Source organism: Nostoc sp., from assembly GCF_036918245.1.
In the GTDB taxonomy this organism is placed as follows: Bacteria; Cyanobacteriota; Cyanobacteriia; order Cyanobacteriales; family Nostocaceae; genus Nostoc.
Genome location: NZ_JBALEF010000015.1, coordinates 19,293 through 35,368 on the forward strand (window position 1 = coordinate 19,293; position 16,076 = coordinate 35,368).

A 16,076-nucleotide genomic window follows, 5' to 3' on the forward strand; every position below is an offset into this window, starting at 1 on the left:
TAGCTGACTTACTCTGTGGTTGGGTCAAGCCCAAACAGATTGTAGTACTCTTCAGATACATGAGTACTGTTGCGGGTAATGTCCCAGTCCCATAATCCCGATCGCGTAGCTTTGTATGCCAATTTCAACCGGGCTTCGCTCTCCTGCAAGAGGAGTTCTATCTTTTTGCGTTCGGTGATGTCTCGCGAAATCAACAAGACTTTTTCCAGCTGCCCAAAGGCATCCAGCATCGGGCTAACAACCACTTCCCACCATTTCGGAGTGCCTTTTGCGGTTGGGCAGTATCCGCGAAAAATCCTGACTTCGCCTACTTTAGCGGCAGCGAGTGCCTGCTCTGCCTGTTGCCGATGGCTGCCTTCCCAGAAACAGAGCCATTCAGTATTGAGATAGGAATTTAAGTCGTCAATTTCCATTAAACACAGCCCGCCTGTATTCATGTACAGGAGCCGCCCATTGAGACTTAATACCTTGATGCAGTCAGAACTGCTGTCTAAAATACAGTTTTTAAATTCTTCACTCTGGCGCAGGGCTTCTTCGGTTTGTTGGCGAACGGTGATATCTCGCCAGGTGGCAACAAATCCGTCTCCAAATTTAGCCACGCGGATATCAAACGCTCTAACTAGGCGTTGTTCTCCGTAATCATCCTCAGAAACTAGGCTGTCTTTAATGAGCGGCTGTCCTGTTTCTACTACCTGGCAGTACTGATCAAACAATCCACTGTCACGATGTCCTGGTAGTAATTCACACAACCTCCGCCCAATCTGCTGCTCATAAGTCATTTGATTGTTGAAACAAGCCGCATTATTGACATATTCAGTCACAAAATCGACAATCTGTCCCTGCTCATTCCGCAGAGCACGGTATACGCCAAAACAATCCAGCATATTTTCAACCGACGTGCGGAAACGTTCTTCGCTCTTTCGCAGAGAAAGTTCTGCCTGTTTGCGGTCGGTGACATCATGATGGATGCCTGCCATGCGGAGTGCATTGCCTTGTCGATCGCGCAAAACTACTTTTCCGTGGTTGGCAATCCATTTCCAATCCCCAGACTTAGTTAACATCCGATATTCAAATTTATAAGACACCGAATCGCCCTGAAGATGGGCATTCAAGCGTTCTATCACCCAAACTTTATCGTCAGGATGAATCAGTCGCTCCCAACTGCTAAAGTTCCCAGGTAATTCTCCTTGCTCATATCCCAGCATTTCCAGCCATCGGGAACTTAAATAATCTTCATTGGTAACAATGTTCCAATCCCATAGACCGCCACCAGAACCTTCCAGCGCCATTTGCAGGCGTTCTTCACTGTCTCGCAAGGCTTGCTCTGCCTGCTTGCGTTCGCTGATGTCTTCGGCAATACCTGTAAACCGATAAATCTCTCCTGTTTCATCTCGAAGTGGAAAGCAGCGATCTCTTACCCAGCGAATACTACCATCGGGTAAAATAATCCGATATTCCTGATCAAATTTACCTGCGACAGCTTTTTCATGAAACGCTCTCTGGGTCGATTCTCGATCTTCTGGGTGGATACGATCGACCCATGCTTGTTGTCCTTGATACAATTCCTGCGGGTTCAATCCCCATAGGCGTTCATAGGCAGGACTGACATAGCTGACTCGATTTTCCGACACTTCTCTGATCCAGAAGACCGCATCAATATTTTCTGCGATCTGCCGGAAACGTTCTTCACTATCGCGCAGAGTTTCGGCTGACCGTTTGCCTTCGGTGATATCTAGATCGATACCCGCCATCTGAATTGGTTGTCCGTGTTGGTTGTAGAACACCTTCCCCTGGCTCAGTGCCCACCGAATCGTACCGTTGGGATATACTACCCGAAATTCAATGTTATAGTCTTCTTTGGTGGCGACAGCACGATCTACGGCTGCTAGCACGCGATCGCGATCGTCAAGGTGCAACCGCGCGACAAACATCTCGAATGAGCCGTCAAACTCTCCTGGTTGCATTCCAAATAAGGCTTCCAGCTTATCCGACCAAGAAATTTTTCCCGTTTGGATGTTCCAGTTCCAGGTTCCCATACCAGAAGCTGAGAGTGCCAATTGCAGCCGTTCTTCGCTCTGGCGCAGTTCCGCTTCTACTTGTTGGCGTTCCTTTAGTTCATGCTGTGCCTGCTGATACAGTTCTGCCTGTCGCAACGCGATACTTAGCTGAATTGCCAGTTCTTTGAGCAAGTCAATCTCTAAGGGTTGCCACGCGCGAAGGGAAGCACAATGATGAGCAATTAGCAATCCCCAAAACTGGTTGTCTTGCAGAATTGGCACGACTAGATTAGCTTTAACTTGAAACTGAGCCAACAATTCAACGTGGCATGGGTCAATACTGCTATTCTGAATATCAGATATCGCGGTTACGCAACCCTGACGATAACGTTCGATATAATTCTTGACAAAAGCGGGATCGTCGCTGAGAGTTTGCGGTCGATTCCATGCAAGGTAGTTCTCTGCTAGGCAGGGATCGTGGATCGTCGAGGAGAGCAGCGATCGCCATTCTGCCCCAACCGATTCTGCTACTACTGTGCCATCCCCATTAGGTTTTAACCGAAAAACCAGGACGCGATCGGTGTGCAGAAATTCTCGCACTTCGGTTACAGTTGTCTGAAGAATTTCATCCAGATTTAGCGATTGGTGAATTTTCTGGGTAATATGTGAGACTACGCGCTCTCGTTCAATACGCTGTTGCAGTTGGGTGCGTAACTGCATTGTTTCAATTGCCCCATTGACTGCTATTTGCAGCCCTTCTGGGGTAATTTGCTCTTTGACAAAATAATCTTGTGCGCCCGCTTTGATCGCCTGAACTGCGATCGCCTCATTGCCCTGTCCCGTGACGACAATCACAGGTAAGCACGGCTGTTGGCTCAGGGGTTGCAATTGAGCGATAAATTCCAGTCCGTCCAGATCGGGCAGTCGATAATCAAGCAATACAACATCGGGCTGATACTGCTGCCAAAGTTCTAATCCTTGCTGCCCCGAGGTTGCTTCTAAAAATGTATAGGAATACTCGCCGCCGCGCAGCAAACACCGCCGATAGAGTTCTCGATCTTCTGGCGAATCATCGACAATTAAGACAATGCGCGATCTCTGACTCATATACTAATCCTTCGGGCAATCGGGCAGTGTCGTCACTTCAAACCAATACTCTACCAGCATCTGAATATCTCGTTTCAGTTGAGCAAAATTGATCGGCTTAACGATGTAACTATTGACTCCATATCGATAGCATACTTCGATGTCTTTGGGATTGTTAGAGGTAGTAAATACTACGACTGGAATCATGTTCAAGTTGTCATCCTGTTTAATCCGGCGCAATACTTCTCGTCCATCGGTTCCGGGCAGGTTCAAATCAAGTAGAATCAAGCCGGGACGGGGCGCACTTTCGCGTTCCACATAGCTGCCAGTCCGATAAAGAAACGCCAACGCTTGTTCCCCATTTATACAGCGTTGAATGGGAACCGCAATGCTAGAGCGCTTTAGAAATCGTTGCAGTACCTCAAAATCTTCGTTGCTATCCTCCACAATTAAAAGCAATGGCGTTTGCCTGACAGGAGAAGCTGAAAAGCTAGTCATCTGTTTGCCTCCGCTACCAGGGTGAAGTAAAACGTACTGCCAAGAGTTGGGGTAGATTCCACCCAAATTTTACCACCGTGCCGTTCCACGATTTTGCGAACAATGGTTAACCCTACCCCAGTCCCACCGCCAAAGTCATCTCGTCCATGTAAGCGGCGGAATATCTGAAAGATTTTGTCAAGATGTTTTTCGGGGATGCCAATGCCGTTATCACGAACGTAGAAAGTTACAGAAGTAGAAGCAACTTTTCTTTCCCCATTTCCTTCGATGAAACCAATTTCGACCCACTTTTCAGGTTTATCATTATATTTAATAGCGTTGCTAATCAGGTTGCTGAAGAGTTCATTGATCTGAGCGCGATCGCATTCAACGCTCTTAAAGGGTTGAGGAATGCGAAACTCGACTTCGCTTTGTGGTCGGGCAATGGTCAAGGTGGTGATTACTTGCTGCACTAACTCATTCAGATTCACTGGTTGTCGGATCAGTTCGGTGCGTCCCAACCGGGAGAAATAGAGGAGCGAATTGATCAAGTCTTCCATTCGCTGCGTCAAACGCACCAAGGTTTGGAGTTTTGCAACCCCATCGTCATTCAGTACCTCTGCATAGTCCTCCATTAAGAAGTTAGCATAGTTGTGAATGCCCCGCAGCGGTTCCTTCAGGTCATGAGAGGCAACGTATGCAAAGGAATCGAGTTCTTCGTTACTCCGTTGTAATTCAAAATTCATCGATGCCAGTTTGTCTGCCTGCCGCAATACAACACCTACAACCAGGCTTCGCAGTTCAGCAACCGCTTCAACTTCGCAAGGTTTCCAAGGTAGGGCACACCCTTGCACCGTTTCTTGCCATAATTCAAAGGATTTGCGAGGAGACATTCTTAAACTGCCATCTGAGAAAACTTCCACACGCTTGTTGGGGTTGCCGCCCCAATTCACTGTTTGAATTACCTCTGGACGAAACCAAAGAATGTAATTGTGATGAACTCTAGAAATTTCTAGGACTAAAACACCACTGGCGATCGCTTTAAATGACTCGGCAGCAGGGTAATTTTTCGTGAGCGATCGCGTCTCAAACAAGTTATGATGCAGTTGAGGTTTAATCCAATCAAGTAAGGCTTGAACCTCTGACTCCGATGGCGTTTTACCCACTTGAATATACTGGTCGCCACTACATATTACCGCTCCCGTGGCGCTGACCAGATTGAGTAATTGAGATTTCAGTTGCACCATGCCATCCAGGAAATACTCAGCCTGAGACAACCCTTCCACAAATTGAGTTTGTAATGACTTCAATTGACTTTTGTAATCAATATCTTCACTCGCTTCTTTATTTGCCAGTTCCACAGACATCACCTGTCCAATGAACTCGCAGATGGTGCGGATATTGTAAGAAATATATTTGGGTGACGAATGGTGACAGGCAATCAATCCCCAAAGCTTTTGCTCGTGCATCAGAGAAATAGACATCGAGGCGGTCACACCCATATTTTGCAGATATTCTAGATGTAACGGAGAAACACTCCGTAACACCGATAAACTCAAATCGAGCGGTTCATTTGTCAAGGGATTGTTTGCTGGAATTAAGGTAACAGGCTGGTAGCTAGCATCTGGAATTAGCCGCAGCCAGTTGAGGGTGTATAGCTGTCTGGCTCGCTTGGGAATGTCAGAGGGCGGATAGTGTAAATCCAAATAGGGCGTTTCCTGATTGGTGTCTTCAGCGATGACGCTGCCTGCTCCTTCTTGATCAAATCGATAGACCATGACGCGATCAAAGCCAGTGATTCTCCGAACTTCTGTCACCACAATCTGGCACATTTTTAGCAGCGTTGCTGCTTTCTGAATACGGGTAATGGTTCCTCTTACCTGTTGATAGAAGTCAAAAAAGCCTGTTTTGTCCTTCGCTTTTTTCAGCTCCAATTCCAGAATAATAATAGTATCTAAATGATGTACAATGCCATCAAAATAAATTAATTTATTCAGATATTTGATAGATAAATTGAGGGGATTTACGCTCTCAAAATCCTCTGCGAGACATTGTTGAATCAGCTGAATATGCTTGGCATCCAGTAAATCTGACAGCGGCTTGCCCAGCAATTCATCAGGTTGACGGCCAACGACTTCCTGAGTGTTGCTGCTCACCTGAAGGATTTCCAGGGTGGGATCTTGCAAAACCAGTAAAACCCCGTGAGGCTGGATCAAACTTGGAATGTGGATCGGTTCGCGATCGCAGTTTGTCAAATCAATGATCTCATCAGTCATTCTCTGTTTATCCAACTCCTCATTAGAACTCCGGCTTAAAGGAGGCAAAAACTCTTTATATCTGAGATTTTGAGTCCTGCATTTTGTACCTTACTTAAAAGCAAACTCCTGTGTTCACATTAGCCTAGACTTAAACTAGATTTTCCAGCTTCTACTCTTGGCTTAATGTTTCAATCAACAAATTTACCTGCTGTTGTCGCTGCTGCAAAAAACCTTCGCACTGACGCAAATACTCCACAGCAGTTGCAAATTGGTCAAACACAGCTTCTAATTCCAACTCACCTGCCTCAATGCGAGTAATAATTCCCTCTATTTCAGCAACCTTCGCCTCATAATTCCAACCTTCCTCAGAACTAGAAGCACTCTTACGTTTAACCATTAACCTCTCTGCGTCCTCTGCGCCTCTGCGGTTCGTTTATTTCCATAACCTTCACTTTAACCCCACCTTGCCCCAATTGAATCATTAACTCTTGCCCCACAACCAACTCCGTTGCCGAACGAGCGATCGCTCCATCTTCCCTTCTCACCACCGCATAACCACGTTGTAACACCGCTTTCGGGTCAAGACTAGCCAACTTCTGCCGCAATAATTCTAAATGCTGCGTTGCTTGCTGCGATCGCCCCGTCGTAATTTGTACCAAATGCTGACGCTTCCAAGCTAGCTTTTCCACCTCTTGCTGCACTTGCCGATCTAACCGCAAACGTCGCAAACGGTTCCGTAATACTTGCAGTTTATTCTCAGCATTTTCTCTAAAGTCATGCACCGCCTCATGTAAAGCGACAACTCGCTGGCGATGCTCAGTATACAACTCTGAAAGTGCTGGTACAACCATTTCCGCTGCCGCAGTCGGTGTATGCACACAGATATCTGCAACTAAATCTGCTAAAGACTCATCTCGTTGATGGCCGATCCCAGTAATTACAGGAATAGAACAACTAGCAAGCGATCGCACCACCCGTTCATCATTAAAACAAGCCAACTCTTCCACCGCGCCACCACCCCGTGATAAAATTAGCACTTCGGCGCGACCATCTCTTTCCACCCGCTCAATTGCTTTGACGATAGATTCTGGTGCTTGCTCACCTTGTACTGTAGCCGGAGAAAATAAAACGTGTAAACCTGGATACCTTTGTTTGAGGGTTTTTTGAATATCGCCCCAAGCAGCAGCCGTTGGTGAAGTGACAACAGCGATCGTTTGGGGATGAGTGGGGAGCGATCGCTTTCTTTGCGCGTCGAACAATCCCTCAGCCAGCAAGCGATTTTTTAATTGTTGATAGCGCAGCGCCTGTAAACCAACACCAGCAGGTAGAGTTTGCCAAACTGATAACTGATACTCTCCCCGTTGTGGATAGACGCGAATACTGCCCAAAATAATTATCTGCTCACCAGGAACAGGCATTTGGGCGAGTTTTGCCAATTGGCTATTCCATACTACACACTTAATTCCGGCGGTGCGATCGGTATCTTGCAGCGTAAAAAACAACCCACTGCGATGGTGGTTAGCGCTAGAAACTTCGCCAGTTACCCAAACTTGCCGTAATTGTTCATCTTGCTCTAACAGCAAGCGGATATAGTCAGTTAATCCAGATACTGAAAGCGCAGTATCAAGAATCAGAGAGTCGGGAAGGTCGAAAGTCATCAAAGATGCCTGAAAGCATTTGTGCTGGAGAGATTCTAGCATTTTAATGAAAACCAAAGGTTAACCCAGTAAATGCTTCAATCTTTTGTAGACATCATCATCATTGCGCTTACCGACTAAAATCACTTCTATTAAATCGCGATCGGGAAAATACCTGTAAATAATTCGATATTCACCACTATCAACTCGATATAAACCCTGATAACCAGATAGCTGCTCACTATCAGCGGGTAAAGGCTCAACATTCAAAGCCAAAACTTTTTTTGCAATCTGTGTTGCTATTTTAGGCTGTAAACCGTTCAGAAAATCAAGAACAGTTGCTAGACCATCAAGCTTCGCCATTAGTTAAATGCTCTAATGCAGATGTAAAAGCCTCTGTACCTATCATTTTGGACTGACTCAGAGCAACTTCAGCAGCTTGACCGAAAACCATATCCTCTAATTCTTCTAGCCGATTAATTAATTTTTGGTAGCCCTCTGCTGAGATAATCACGTGGCTAGGCCGTGATTGCTTAGTTAGTAGAACTGGCTCAGTAGCAGCCTTATCAAAAACCTCACCGTGTTTGTTGCGGGCATCTGTGAGAGTGTAGGTCTGCATAGCAATTTTGACTGTTTTAGACATTTTGACTATATTTTAGCAGATAAATCTTCTCTCTTTACTCCTGACAAACAGAATGTAGGCGCTGCATTGTTAAAAAGCGTATGCACAGTGTTGTTACTGTTTTAATTGTTTTTCTATAAAACAGGAGATTTTGCAAAGTCATAGCTCTACAATGACGATGCTTCTGGCTGAGATTATTTTTGATGCTGGGTTGCAATAGCCAGTTTTAACCCTAAGTTCCGAAATAGTAACAGTTTTCCAAAATACTTTATTGGCTTTGTTGAAGCAAATTAATGAAATGGGGATTGAAAAAGCACAAGAAAAGCTTGTTAGGAGTATACGAATTTTTGCAATATATTATACTAACTAAAGTGTATATTACAATAGTGTATTAAAACTGTTCTCAATATGGCATATCAGCATAAACTTACGCCACAAGATATCGCTATTCGAGCGCATGACATTACTGTGTGTTTAGAACGTAGTTCTGTTTCATCTTTTGATGAGTTAGTAAACCTTGGGATGGCTGTACGTTTAGCTATTCATCTTCGAGGAGTTCCTGCGGTTCCATATGAACTACTTCGGGACGTTGCTGTACATTTACTCAATTTTTCTACTGGGGCAGTCCGCCCAGTGGTAGAATTACTAGCCGAGGCTGAGTTTGTTCGGCTAGATACGCAAGGAAGAACTATTAAAACAGTTATTCCAGACATTCCATTTTATCAAGATTTATTTTCTACTTTAGGGAAATTACTTAGTGATAAAAAGTTTTCAGAACCCGAACAGTTAACTTTGTCTTTAGTTCATCAATTAGCTGGTTCTCCAATCTTAGCTGACCATGCTTATAATTTAGGTGCTGAGAAAAATTTAGTAGATAAAATTATCAACATTGGGACTAATGCATCCTTTATTGTTAAAAAACGAGCTAGAGGTAAATCAGTTCTTATTTCACCTACTTATTTCCCTGAAAATACTCAGGCATATGCTGATTTAGTATCTACAGGAGGTAGTCAGAGAGTTAAGAAAATTCTTGATTTATTAAGATCAAATCAGGGGTGGCCTTTAAAATTACTGCTGAAGAAACAAGAAATAGCAGGTGTTTCTCTTGATAATGACGATTTAACTGTAATTCAAATGTTTGCTAAAGAAGGTTTTATCCCACCACCAGCAATTGAAACAACTCATTCAGGTACTAATCATTTTATTTTTGGACCAAGACCAGGATTAACTCAGCTACCGCCTTATAAACGACCAATTTATGAAGCAGCAATGTCACTTGTAGCAGCAGTTAGACAGGGACAATTACTACCATCTAGATATGCTATTCATTCACCACTAGCATTACTTCGTTCATTTAAAAATAAAGGCTTTATTAAAGCAAACACTGAAGCATTAGAGCAGTATAAGAAAGTTGCTGCTTCAAGGGTAGGCAGATTGGAAATTACTACTGATGGATGGGCAAAGCTAGTTCTCATCGATTCTGTAGAAAATATAGAAGCAGTGAATATGGCGTTAGAATTAGTATCTGGTTCGGAAACTTCTGTTGTACCAGATGAAAACATAATTATTGCACTACGTACAGGAGAACATTATGTTGAATCTTTAATCGGTAGAAAAAGCATTTTACAAGACACTGTAATTCCCTTAGACGAAGAATCCCAGGCATTGATTGATAATTTTCTGTTGAGAGCATCATGATAAAAGATACAGATCAGAAGGATATGATATGCCGCCATTTTGCAGCACAAAATTATTATGTACAACCAGAGGTAGCTGTTTTTTATAAAGGTGGTATGCATGAAATTAGGAAACCCATTACAGATATCGATGTTTTAGCTCTTCGGCCTAGTTTAGATTTACGTTGGGAATTAATATTGGCGGATTGTAAAACTCTTAAAGGACAGTCACCAGCCAATCGTATTCTTTGGTTACGTGGTTTGATGGAATACTTTTCTGCGTCTTCAGGTATAATTTTACTTCAACGAACACAAAGAATTGAAAATGAGCATAAACTGTTTGCTGCATCCTTGCAAATAAATCTTCTTGATGAAGTAGAATTTGATAGCTTTGACAAAATAATAGTTTATCCTATTGGTTCATCACAAAATAATCTATCCGTAAATTCAATAAATGGATTGAGATTCATTCATAATAAGTACCAAAATTTGAAAACCTTTTGTGAGTATATATATAGTTATGCTTGGAATGAAGAAAATCGGCTTCAATTAATACGTAAAGTAATTGGAGAGGCGCAAACTGTTTATCAGGAAATAGATCCTAATAAAACTGAGCATCTTGCCCTTACTTTAGATGCTACAGGATTATTTGCTATTGGTTTAGCTGAGTGTGTAGGCATGATTTTTAACCAGTATTTACAACCTAAAACACTTAACGAACTTGACAACGCTCTAAAGATTATAATTTGGGGTGGAAAATCACAATACGACTTACTCGCTAAACTTAGGCACGAAATATTAATTACTAAAGGACGACAGCCAGGACCGGAAGGCGCACTTTCTCTTCCATTTTGGGATCGTTTTCTGAATCTTGTTAGAAATATGCTCGAAAATCCTCGTCTTTGTTTCTATATACCTCAAATAATGAGAGAAGCAGCACTTGATGTATATCATGGCAGAGATTTTTTAGCTAATAGAACAAAGGAAGACTTACTTCTTATAAAATTTGCTATGTTAGTATCTAATTATTTTTGTAAAGCAGTGAGTTTTCCTTCTCAAACAAATGAAATGCTTGAAAAAAAATTCATTAAAAAACAGTCAGATTTAATACACAAAGCTGATTAATAAAAACAATTCTTACTTGATAATATTCCTTTTATTGCTGGAACTAGCATTGGCGCTCTTAACGGTGTTGTCTTATCATCCTATCGCCCCTTTCCATATACAGTGGGGGTAGTCATATTCAGGCCATTGCACGATAATAGTATCAGATAGGGTCTACTCTACGTACCTCTGCTGTTAAAAAATTACTCTCTTTCCAAAATTGTCAAGTACCACTACCCTAATCTGGTAGCGATCGAGTTACGATCTTGTCACACCCTTTTTTTGATTTGAGAAGTCCTATTCCAGAATTTTCTGGTTAAAATAGTATATCTGTTCTACTCAAACTCCGAAACCAACACTCCTTAAAACCATATATTAAGAGGCATTAGAGGCTAAGAATGGCTATCAACACCGATACTTCAGGCAAGCAAAAAGCACTGACTATGGTGCTCAACCAGATTGAGCGCAGCTTTGGTAAAGGAGCAATCATGCGCCTGGGCGATGCTACCCGGATGCGGGTGGAGACGATTTCCAGTGGGGCGCTTACCTTAGATTTAGCATTGGGTGGTGGTTTACCCAAGGGTCGGGTAATAGAAATTTATGGGCCGGAAAGTTCCGGTAAGACTACAGTAGCGCTACACGCGCTCGCCGAAGTGCAAAGAAATGGCGGTATTGCTGCCTTCGTTGATGCTGAACACGCCCTAGACCCTACTTATGCTGGTGCATTGGGTGTAGATATTGACAATTTGCTGATTTCCCAACCTGACACTGGCGAATCAGCTTTGGAAATTGTTGATCAGCTGGTTCGCTCTGCTGCGGTTGATATTGTAGTCATTGACTCAGTAGCAGCGTTGGTTCCCCGCGCTGAAATTGAAGGCGATATGGGTGATGCTCACGTTGGTCTGCAAGCGCGGTTAATGAGCCAAGCCCTACGTAAGATTACTGGGAATATTGGTAAATCTGGTTGTACAGTAATTTTTATCAACCAGTTGCGGCAAAAAATCGGTGTTACTTACGGTAGCCCAGAAACGACTACTGGCGGTAACGCATTGAAGTTTTACGCTTCAGTGCGCTTGGATATTCGCCGAATTCAAACCTTGAAAAAAGGTACAGACGAATATGGTAATCGCGTTAAGGTCAAAGTCGCCAAAAATAAAGTAGCGCCGCCTTTTAGAATAGCGGAATTTGATATTATTTTTGGCAAAGGTATTTCTACCTTGGGTTGTGTTGTTGACTTAGCAGAAGAAACTGGCATAATTATCCGCAAAGGAGCTTGGTATAGTTACAACGGTGATAATATCTCTCAAGGACGAGACAACGCCATTAAGTATCTAGAAGAAAAGCCTGAATTTGCTGAAGAAATTAAGAAACTGGTGCGTGAAAAGCTAGATAAAGGCGCTGTTGTTTCTGCTAACTCCGTAGCTAAAGCCAGTGAAGAAGATGAAGAGGAAGAAGTCGATTTAGAGCCAGAAGAATAAGGAATGTGGATTTATTAATCTGCAATTGCTAATAGATGGTGCGTTATGAAGATAGATGACGCACCTTATTTTTTTTTAAATCTTGATTTTGGTATGTTAAATGCAAGCCTAAATCCAGACAGTGAATAGATTTGGACTGATAAACACATCCTACTTGATATTTTGGCGTAGACGTAGCCCGTCGTAGATATCGCACTGTTTTGTCACCGATGAATCCATCAATTTAAACTTGACAGACTACTATTAGGGAAAAAGGAAAAAATACTGGTTCGGGGTTTCAGCCTTAGATTGACACTAATGACCAGCTATATGGTAATATTTCATGGCATTATGCTAAAAAACTTTGTTTATAATCAAAGAGTAGCCAACCCATGAGTTTAGCTGTAATTAAGTTCTCTTCAGAAGAGTGCGGCATCTGCCATAAAATGTCTTTTTATGACAAAAAGGTGGCTGAAGAACTGGGTTTAGAATTTATCGATGTAAAAATGCAAGATACGACTGCTTACCGCAAGTATCGCAAGATTTTATTGACTCAATATCCCGATAAATCAGAAATGGGATGGCCTACTTACATCATCTGCAATTCTCCAGAGGGGGAATTTCAGATTGTTGGTGAAGTAAAAGGAGGTCATCCCAAAGGGGAGTTTAGAAGCCGTCTGCAAGAAGTTTTGAATTCCACAGCTAATCAGAACTAATTACCTCAAAAGATTTGACCTCAAAGGCAGGGCCAATCATGGCAGTTGTCATGATATCTTCACGCACCTGTCCTTTAACTTTTGCTTTTTGTCCGGCTTTGAGTAAGTCTTTGTCAGCCCCTCTGAGGATTTCGTAAGTAACGCCCTCTTCTGTAACTAACGCCCATGCGCCTGTACCAATATCACGACGTTCGACTGTACCTGTAAGTGTAATGCTCATAACAGTGCTGAGTGGGGGAGTTAAAAGTTAGGAGTAGAGACGCGATTAATCGCGTCTGTTAGGAGTTAGGAGTAGGGAGTTATTAAGAATTCTTTCCCACTCCCCACTCCCCGTTTACGCAATTTTCTCTTCGTTTTTCAATGCTAAACGAACAAGCCCATAACAGACTAGGGCATTAACAATGAGGAAGAGGCGTGCTAAGTAACCACTTCCCAATCCCCAAACTGTCGGCTCGAAAAACGCACTTATAGTTAAGCACGCTGCTATACCTAAAGTTGAACCAATGGCAAACCATTTCCAACTAGGATGTCCCAGCAGCAATGCCATCAACACAATGGGAATCAGTACACTGGCAAACAGGGGATTTAATGCATCAGTTCCCTGGAGAGTATTTCCTAATTCGGGAATTGAACTGCCCAAAACCCGGAAAGGCCATTGAGGAAGATCAAAAATATAGATTCCCTTGAGGAAGAATAACCCAGAACTACCGGCAATTAGTCCACTGGATAAAGACCAACTCCAAGTGAAGGGGAAGTAAACACGTAAAAACCAAGCCAGCAGATAGGAACCAACTACCATTAAAACCTTGGGTAACAGTGCTACCGCACCACCATCAATCCAAAAGCCGGGGTTAAGATAGCCGTTATCCCGTAACCACCGGAAGAAATCTGGAAAACTGATTTGTCCGCTAAAGGCTAGTTTGACTGCTGCTTCTGCATTGAGTTGTCCAGCGCCATAATAGTTCAAACCATCATCCTGGATAACTCGCGCTGACTGTTTGAGGACTTTTAAGACTTCATCTGGTTCTTTAATGCCAGCAGCTTTGATTAATGCCGCAACACCAGCAACGTGGGGAGAAGCCATGCTTGTACCCTGGAAGCCCAGAAATATCCCTTCGCCCTTTTCATCAATAGTTTCTTGGAGAATCTTACCAGCTTCACTACCACCAGGAGCAGAGATATCTACCCCTGCACCAAAGTTAGAATAGGGCGCTCTTTCGCCATCTGGGCCAATTGCCGAAACGCCAATGACGTAGGGATAGCGGGCTGGATAGCTTGCTCCATTGGCGTTTTCATTACCGGCTGCGGCGATGATCGCTACGCCTTTTCTATGGGCATACTCGATCGCTTCTTTCATCAGCTTGCTTTCACCGCCACCACCCAAGCTCATATTAATCACATCTGCGCCTTTATCAGCAGCAAATTTAATCGCTTCGGCAATATCAGCAACGGTACCACCGCCATAAGAACTGAGTACCTTCAGGGGCATTAGACTGGCTTCGTAGGCAATTCCAGCGACGCCATATTTGTTATTTGTGGCTTGAGCAATAGTTCCGGCAACATGGGTACCGTGACCATTATCGTCTGTGGCTTCTTCTCTGTCGTTAACAAAATCATAGCCCTTGACGAATTTTGTCTCATACAAGTCTCGAACCTTGGTAATTCCAGTGTCAATAACTGCGACTGTAATGCCACTGCCTTTGGTTTGACTCCATGCGCCTTCAACACCGATTTTGTGCAAGTTCCACTGCTTGCTGTAATATTGGTCATTGGGGCCAATTAATGAAGGACTTGCTTCTTCATCTTCTTGGGGTCGCAAAAATTCACCTAGCCAAGCGGCTTTGCCTGGTTGTGGAATCGTGCTGTAGATATAGTTTGGTTCAATGAATTCTGTAGCTAGGGCAAACTGAGATTTTTTCAGTTCTTGGAGCCGTTGGCGATCGCCCTTGATAATATACACATTATCTTTTTTGGAAAACTTGTTGTCTAATTGGGGTGTAACGTTGTATTGTTTGGCGATCGCTTGCAAATCCTGTTCCACTACAAGTGATGGAATATCTTCCCGAAAATCAAGCACAATCGTCTCAAACTCTCCTTTAGCTGCCAATCCCTGAAAATTCAGGAAACCAAATATGGCAGTTCCCAGCCCAATGACAAACAAGCACAATAATATAAGTTTTCTCATATTAACTCATCACCGCTTTTTGCCAGTTTGCTCACTACCATAACTTATCTGCACCCCTTGTTGCTAGATTTTGCACTTTTAGTTACAAGTTTTATTCAGGAATCAGGATTTTTTTAACGATGGAACGTGGTCTTTTGTGGTTGCCTCTGTTAGTAATGTTTTTCTGGTTAGCTTGGCAAGGCTCGAAGGAGTATCAAAAAGTCGAAGCTTATCGCACTTGGGCAGAGCAATTTGAACGGGCTAAGTATGATATTTATGCTGTATTAGGTCAAAAAGACAATAATATCACTTGGGGAAAACCCACGCCTCAAGGGCCGATTAAACTAGAAACATTCTCCTTGCTTGATATCAAACAAATCCAGCTTTTAGTAGATGAAAAATCAGTAGATGTAAACAGTCCACCGGAGAAAGGTCGTTCTATAGAATTAGAATTTCTCTTTTCCGAATCTACTAACTCAGTGCGGGTTCCGTTTACAGAAATCCCTTTGGCAGCAGAATGGGGTAAGTTTTTGCAGGGGCTATTACAAGACTTGCGATCGCAACCACAGCAGTAGTTATATTAAAACTATAAGTTCCAAATAATACGGCTATTTCTGGTCAAAAAGTTAGATCGCTAGTAGTGATATTATTCATGGGGAACGACATTTTTATTAGAAAGATGTTTTTTGGAATGGCTTTTACTTGACTACTAATTTATTCAACATCTCCATAAATTAAATATACGTTATCCAAAACCCTCGTAGAGACGTAGCCGTGCTACATCTCTACATTAGACCTCTTGCAAAAGTCACTCAGGAAGATTTGATTTTGGGGAGACAAAGCTCGTAATTGTAGAGAGCAGCAATCAGATTAAACCTTAAA

Annotated in this window: 14 protein-coding genes; 5 read left to right on the forward strand and 9 right to left on the reverse strand. The window is 42.9% G+C overall.

Features of this window, described 5'->3' with window-relative positions; genetic code table 11:
- Positions 1-8: 8 nt before the first annotated feature.
- The 7 genes from V7L12_RS02670 to V7L12_RS02700 all read right to left on the reverse strand — a co-directional run bounded on the left by V7L12_RS02670 (position 9) and on the right by V7L12_RS02700 (position 8,098).
- A complete protein-coding gene (locus tag V7L12_RS02670) occupies positions 9-3,104 on the reverse strand; it encodes a PAS domain-containing protein (RefSeq protein ID WP_335081901.1) in 3,096 nt (1,031 codons plus the stop codon).
- A 3-nt stretch (positions 3,105-3,107) separates the two neighbouring features.
- Entirely contained in the window at positions 3,108-3,581 is a 474-nt protein-coding gene (locus V7L12_RS02675; RefSeq protein ID WP_334820263.1) for a response regulator, read from the reverse strand.
- The gene (locus V7L12_RS02680) at positions 3,578-5,836 is read right to left on the reverse strand and encodes an ATP-binding protein (protein WP_335081903.1); all 2,259 of its coding nucleotides are present in this window, start codon (positions 5,834-5,836) and stop codon (positions 3,578-3,580) included. The genes V7L12_RS02675 and V7L12_RS02680 overlap by 4 nt, the downstream gene beginning before the upstream one ends.
- Positions 5,837-5,987: 151 nt before the next feature.
- On the reverse strand, positions 5,988-6,215 hold the full coding sequence (xseB, locus tag V7L12_RS02685) for an exodeoxyribonuclease VII small subunit (RefSeq protein WP_334820267.1): 228 nt from the start codon (positions 6,213-6,215) through the stop codon (positions 5,988-5,990).
- Positions 6,208-7,476, reverse strand: a complete 1,269-nt coding sequence (gene xseA, locus V7L12_RS02690; protein WP_335081928.1) for an exodeoxyribonuclease VII large subunit — start codon at positions 7,474-7,476, stop codon at positions 6,208-6,210. The genes xseB and xseA overlap by 8 nt, the downstream gene beginning before the upstream one ends.
- Positions 7,477-7,536: 60 nt before the next feature.
- Positions 7,537-7,818 (reverse strand): type II toxin-antitoxin system RelE family toxin, encoded by a 282-nt coding sequence (locus tag V7L12_RS02695; protein ID WP_335081906.1) that lies wholly within the window; start codon positions 7,816-7,818, stop codon positions 7,537-7,539.
- On the reverse strand, positions 7,805-8,098 hold the full coding sequence (locus V7L12_RS02700; protein ID WP_335081908.1) for a type II toxin-antitoxin system Phd/YefM family antitoxin: 294 nt from the start codon (positions 8,096-8,098) through the stop codon (positions 7,805-7,807). Before V7L12_RS02700 ends, V7L12_RS02695 begins: the two co-directional genes overlap by 14 nt.
- A gap of 387 nt (positions 8,099-8,485) precedes the next feature.
- Between V7L12_RS02700 and V7L12_RS02705 the strand changes: the two genes are divergently transcribed.
- From V7L12_RS02705 to V7L12_RS02720, 4 genes are all read left to right on the forward strand, one after another.
- Positions 8,486-9,775 (forward strand): hypothetical protein, encoded by a 1,290-nt coding sequence (locus V7L12_RS02705; protein WP_335081910.1) that lies wholly within the window; start codon positions 8,486-8,488, stop codon positions 9,773-9,775.
- Complete coding sequence (locus V7L12_RS02710) at positions 9,772-10,878, forward strand: hypothetical protein (protein ID WP_335081913.1); 1,107 nt, start codon at positions 9,772-9,774, stop codon at positions 10,876-10,878. Before V7L12_RS02705 ends, V7L12_RS02710 begins: the two co-directional genes overlap by 4 nt.
- A gap of 377 nt (positions 10,879-11,255) precedes the next feature.
- Entirely contained in the window at positions 11,256-12,335 is a 1,080-nt protein-coding gene (gene recA / locus V7L12_RS02715) for a recombinase RecA (protein WP_335081916.1), read from the forward strand.
- A gap of 371 nt (positions 12,336-12,706) precedes the next feature.
- Positions 12,707-13,030 carry a thioredoxin family protein gene (locus V7L12_RS02720; protein ID WP_094327275.1) on the forward strand — a complete coding sequence of 108 codons (324 nt, stop codon included), beginning with the start codon at positions 12,707-12,709 and terminating at the stop codon, positions 13,028-13,030.
- On the opposite strand, the gene V7L12_RS02725 is transcribed toward V7L12_RS02720, so the two are convergent.
- Entirely contained in the window at positions 13,017-13,250 is a 234-nt protein-coding gene (locus V7L12_RS02725) for a hypothetical protein (RefSeq protein WP_334821658.1), read from the reverse strand. The genes V7L12_RS02720 and V7L12_RS02725 overlap by 14 nt on opposite strands.
- Positions 13,251-13,364: 114 nt before the next feature.
- A complete protein-coding gene (locus V7L12_RS02730) occupies positions 13,365-15,215 on the reverse strand; it encodes a S8 family peptidase (protein ID WP_335081918.1) in 1,851 nt (616 codons plus the stop codon).
- 119 nt (positions 15,216-15,334) lie between these two features.
- On the opposite strand from V7L12_RS02730, the gene V7L12_RS02735 reads away from it, so the two are divergent.
- On the forward strand, positions 15,335-15,769 hold the full coding sequence (locus tag V7L12_RS02735; protein ID WP_335081920.1) for a hypothetical protein: 435 nt from the start codon (positions 15,335-15,337) through the stop codon (positions 15,767-15,769).
- Positions 15,770-16,076: the final 307 nt, after the last annotated feature.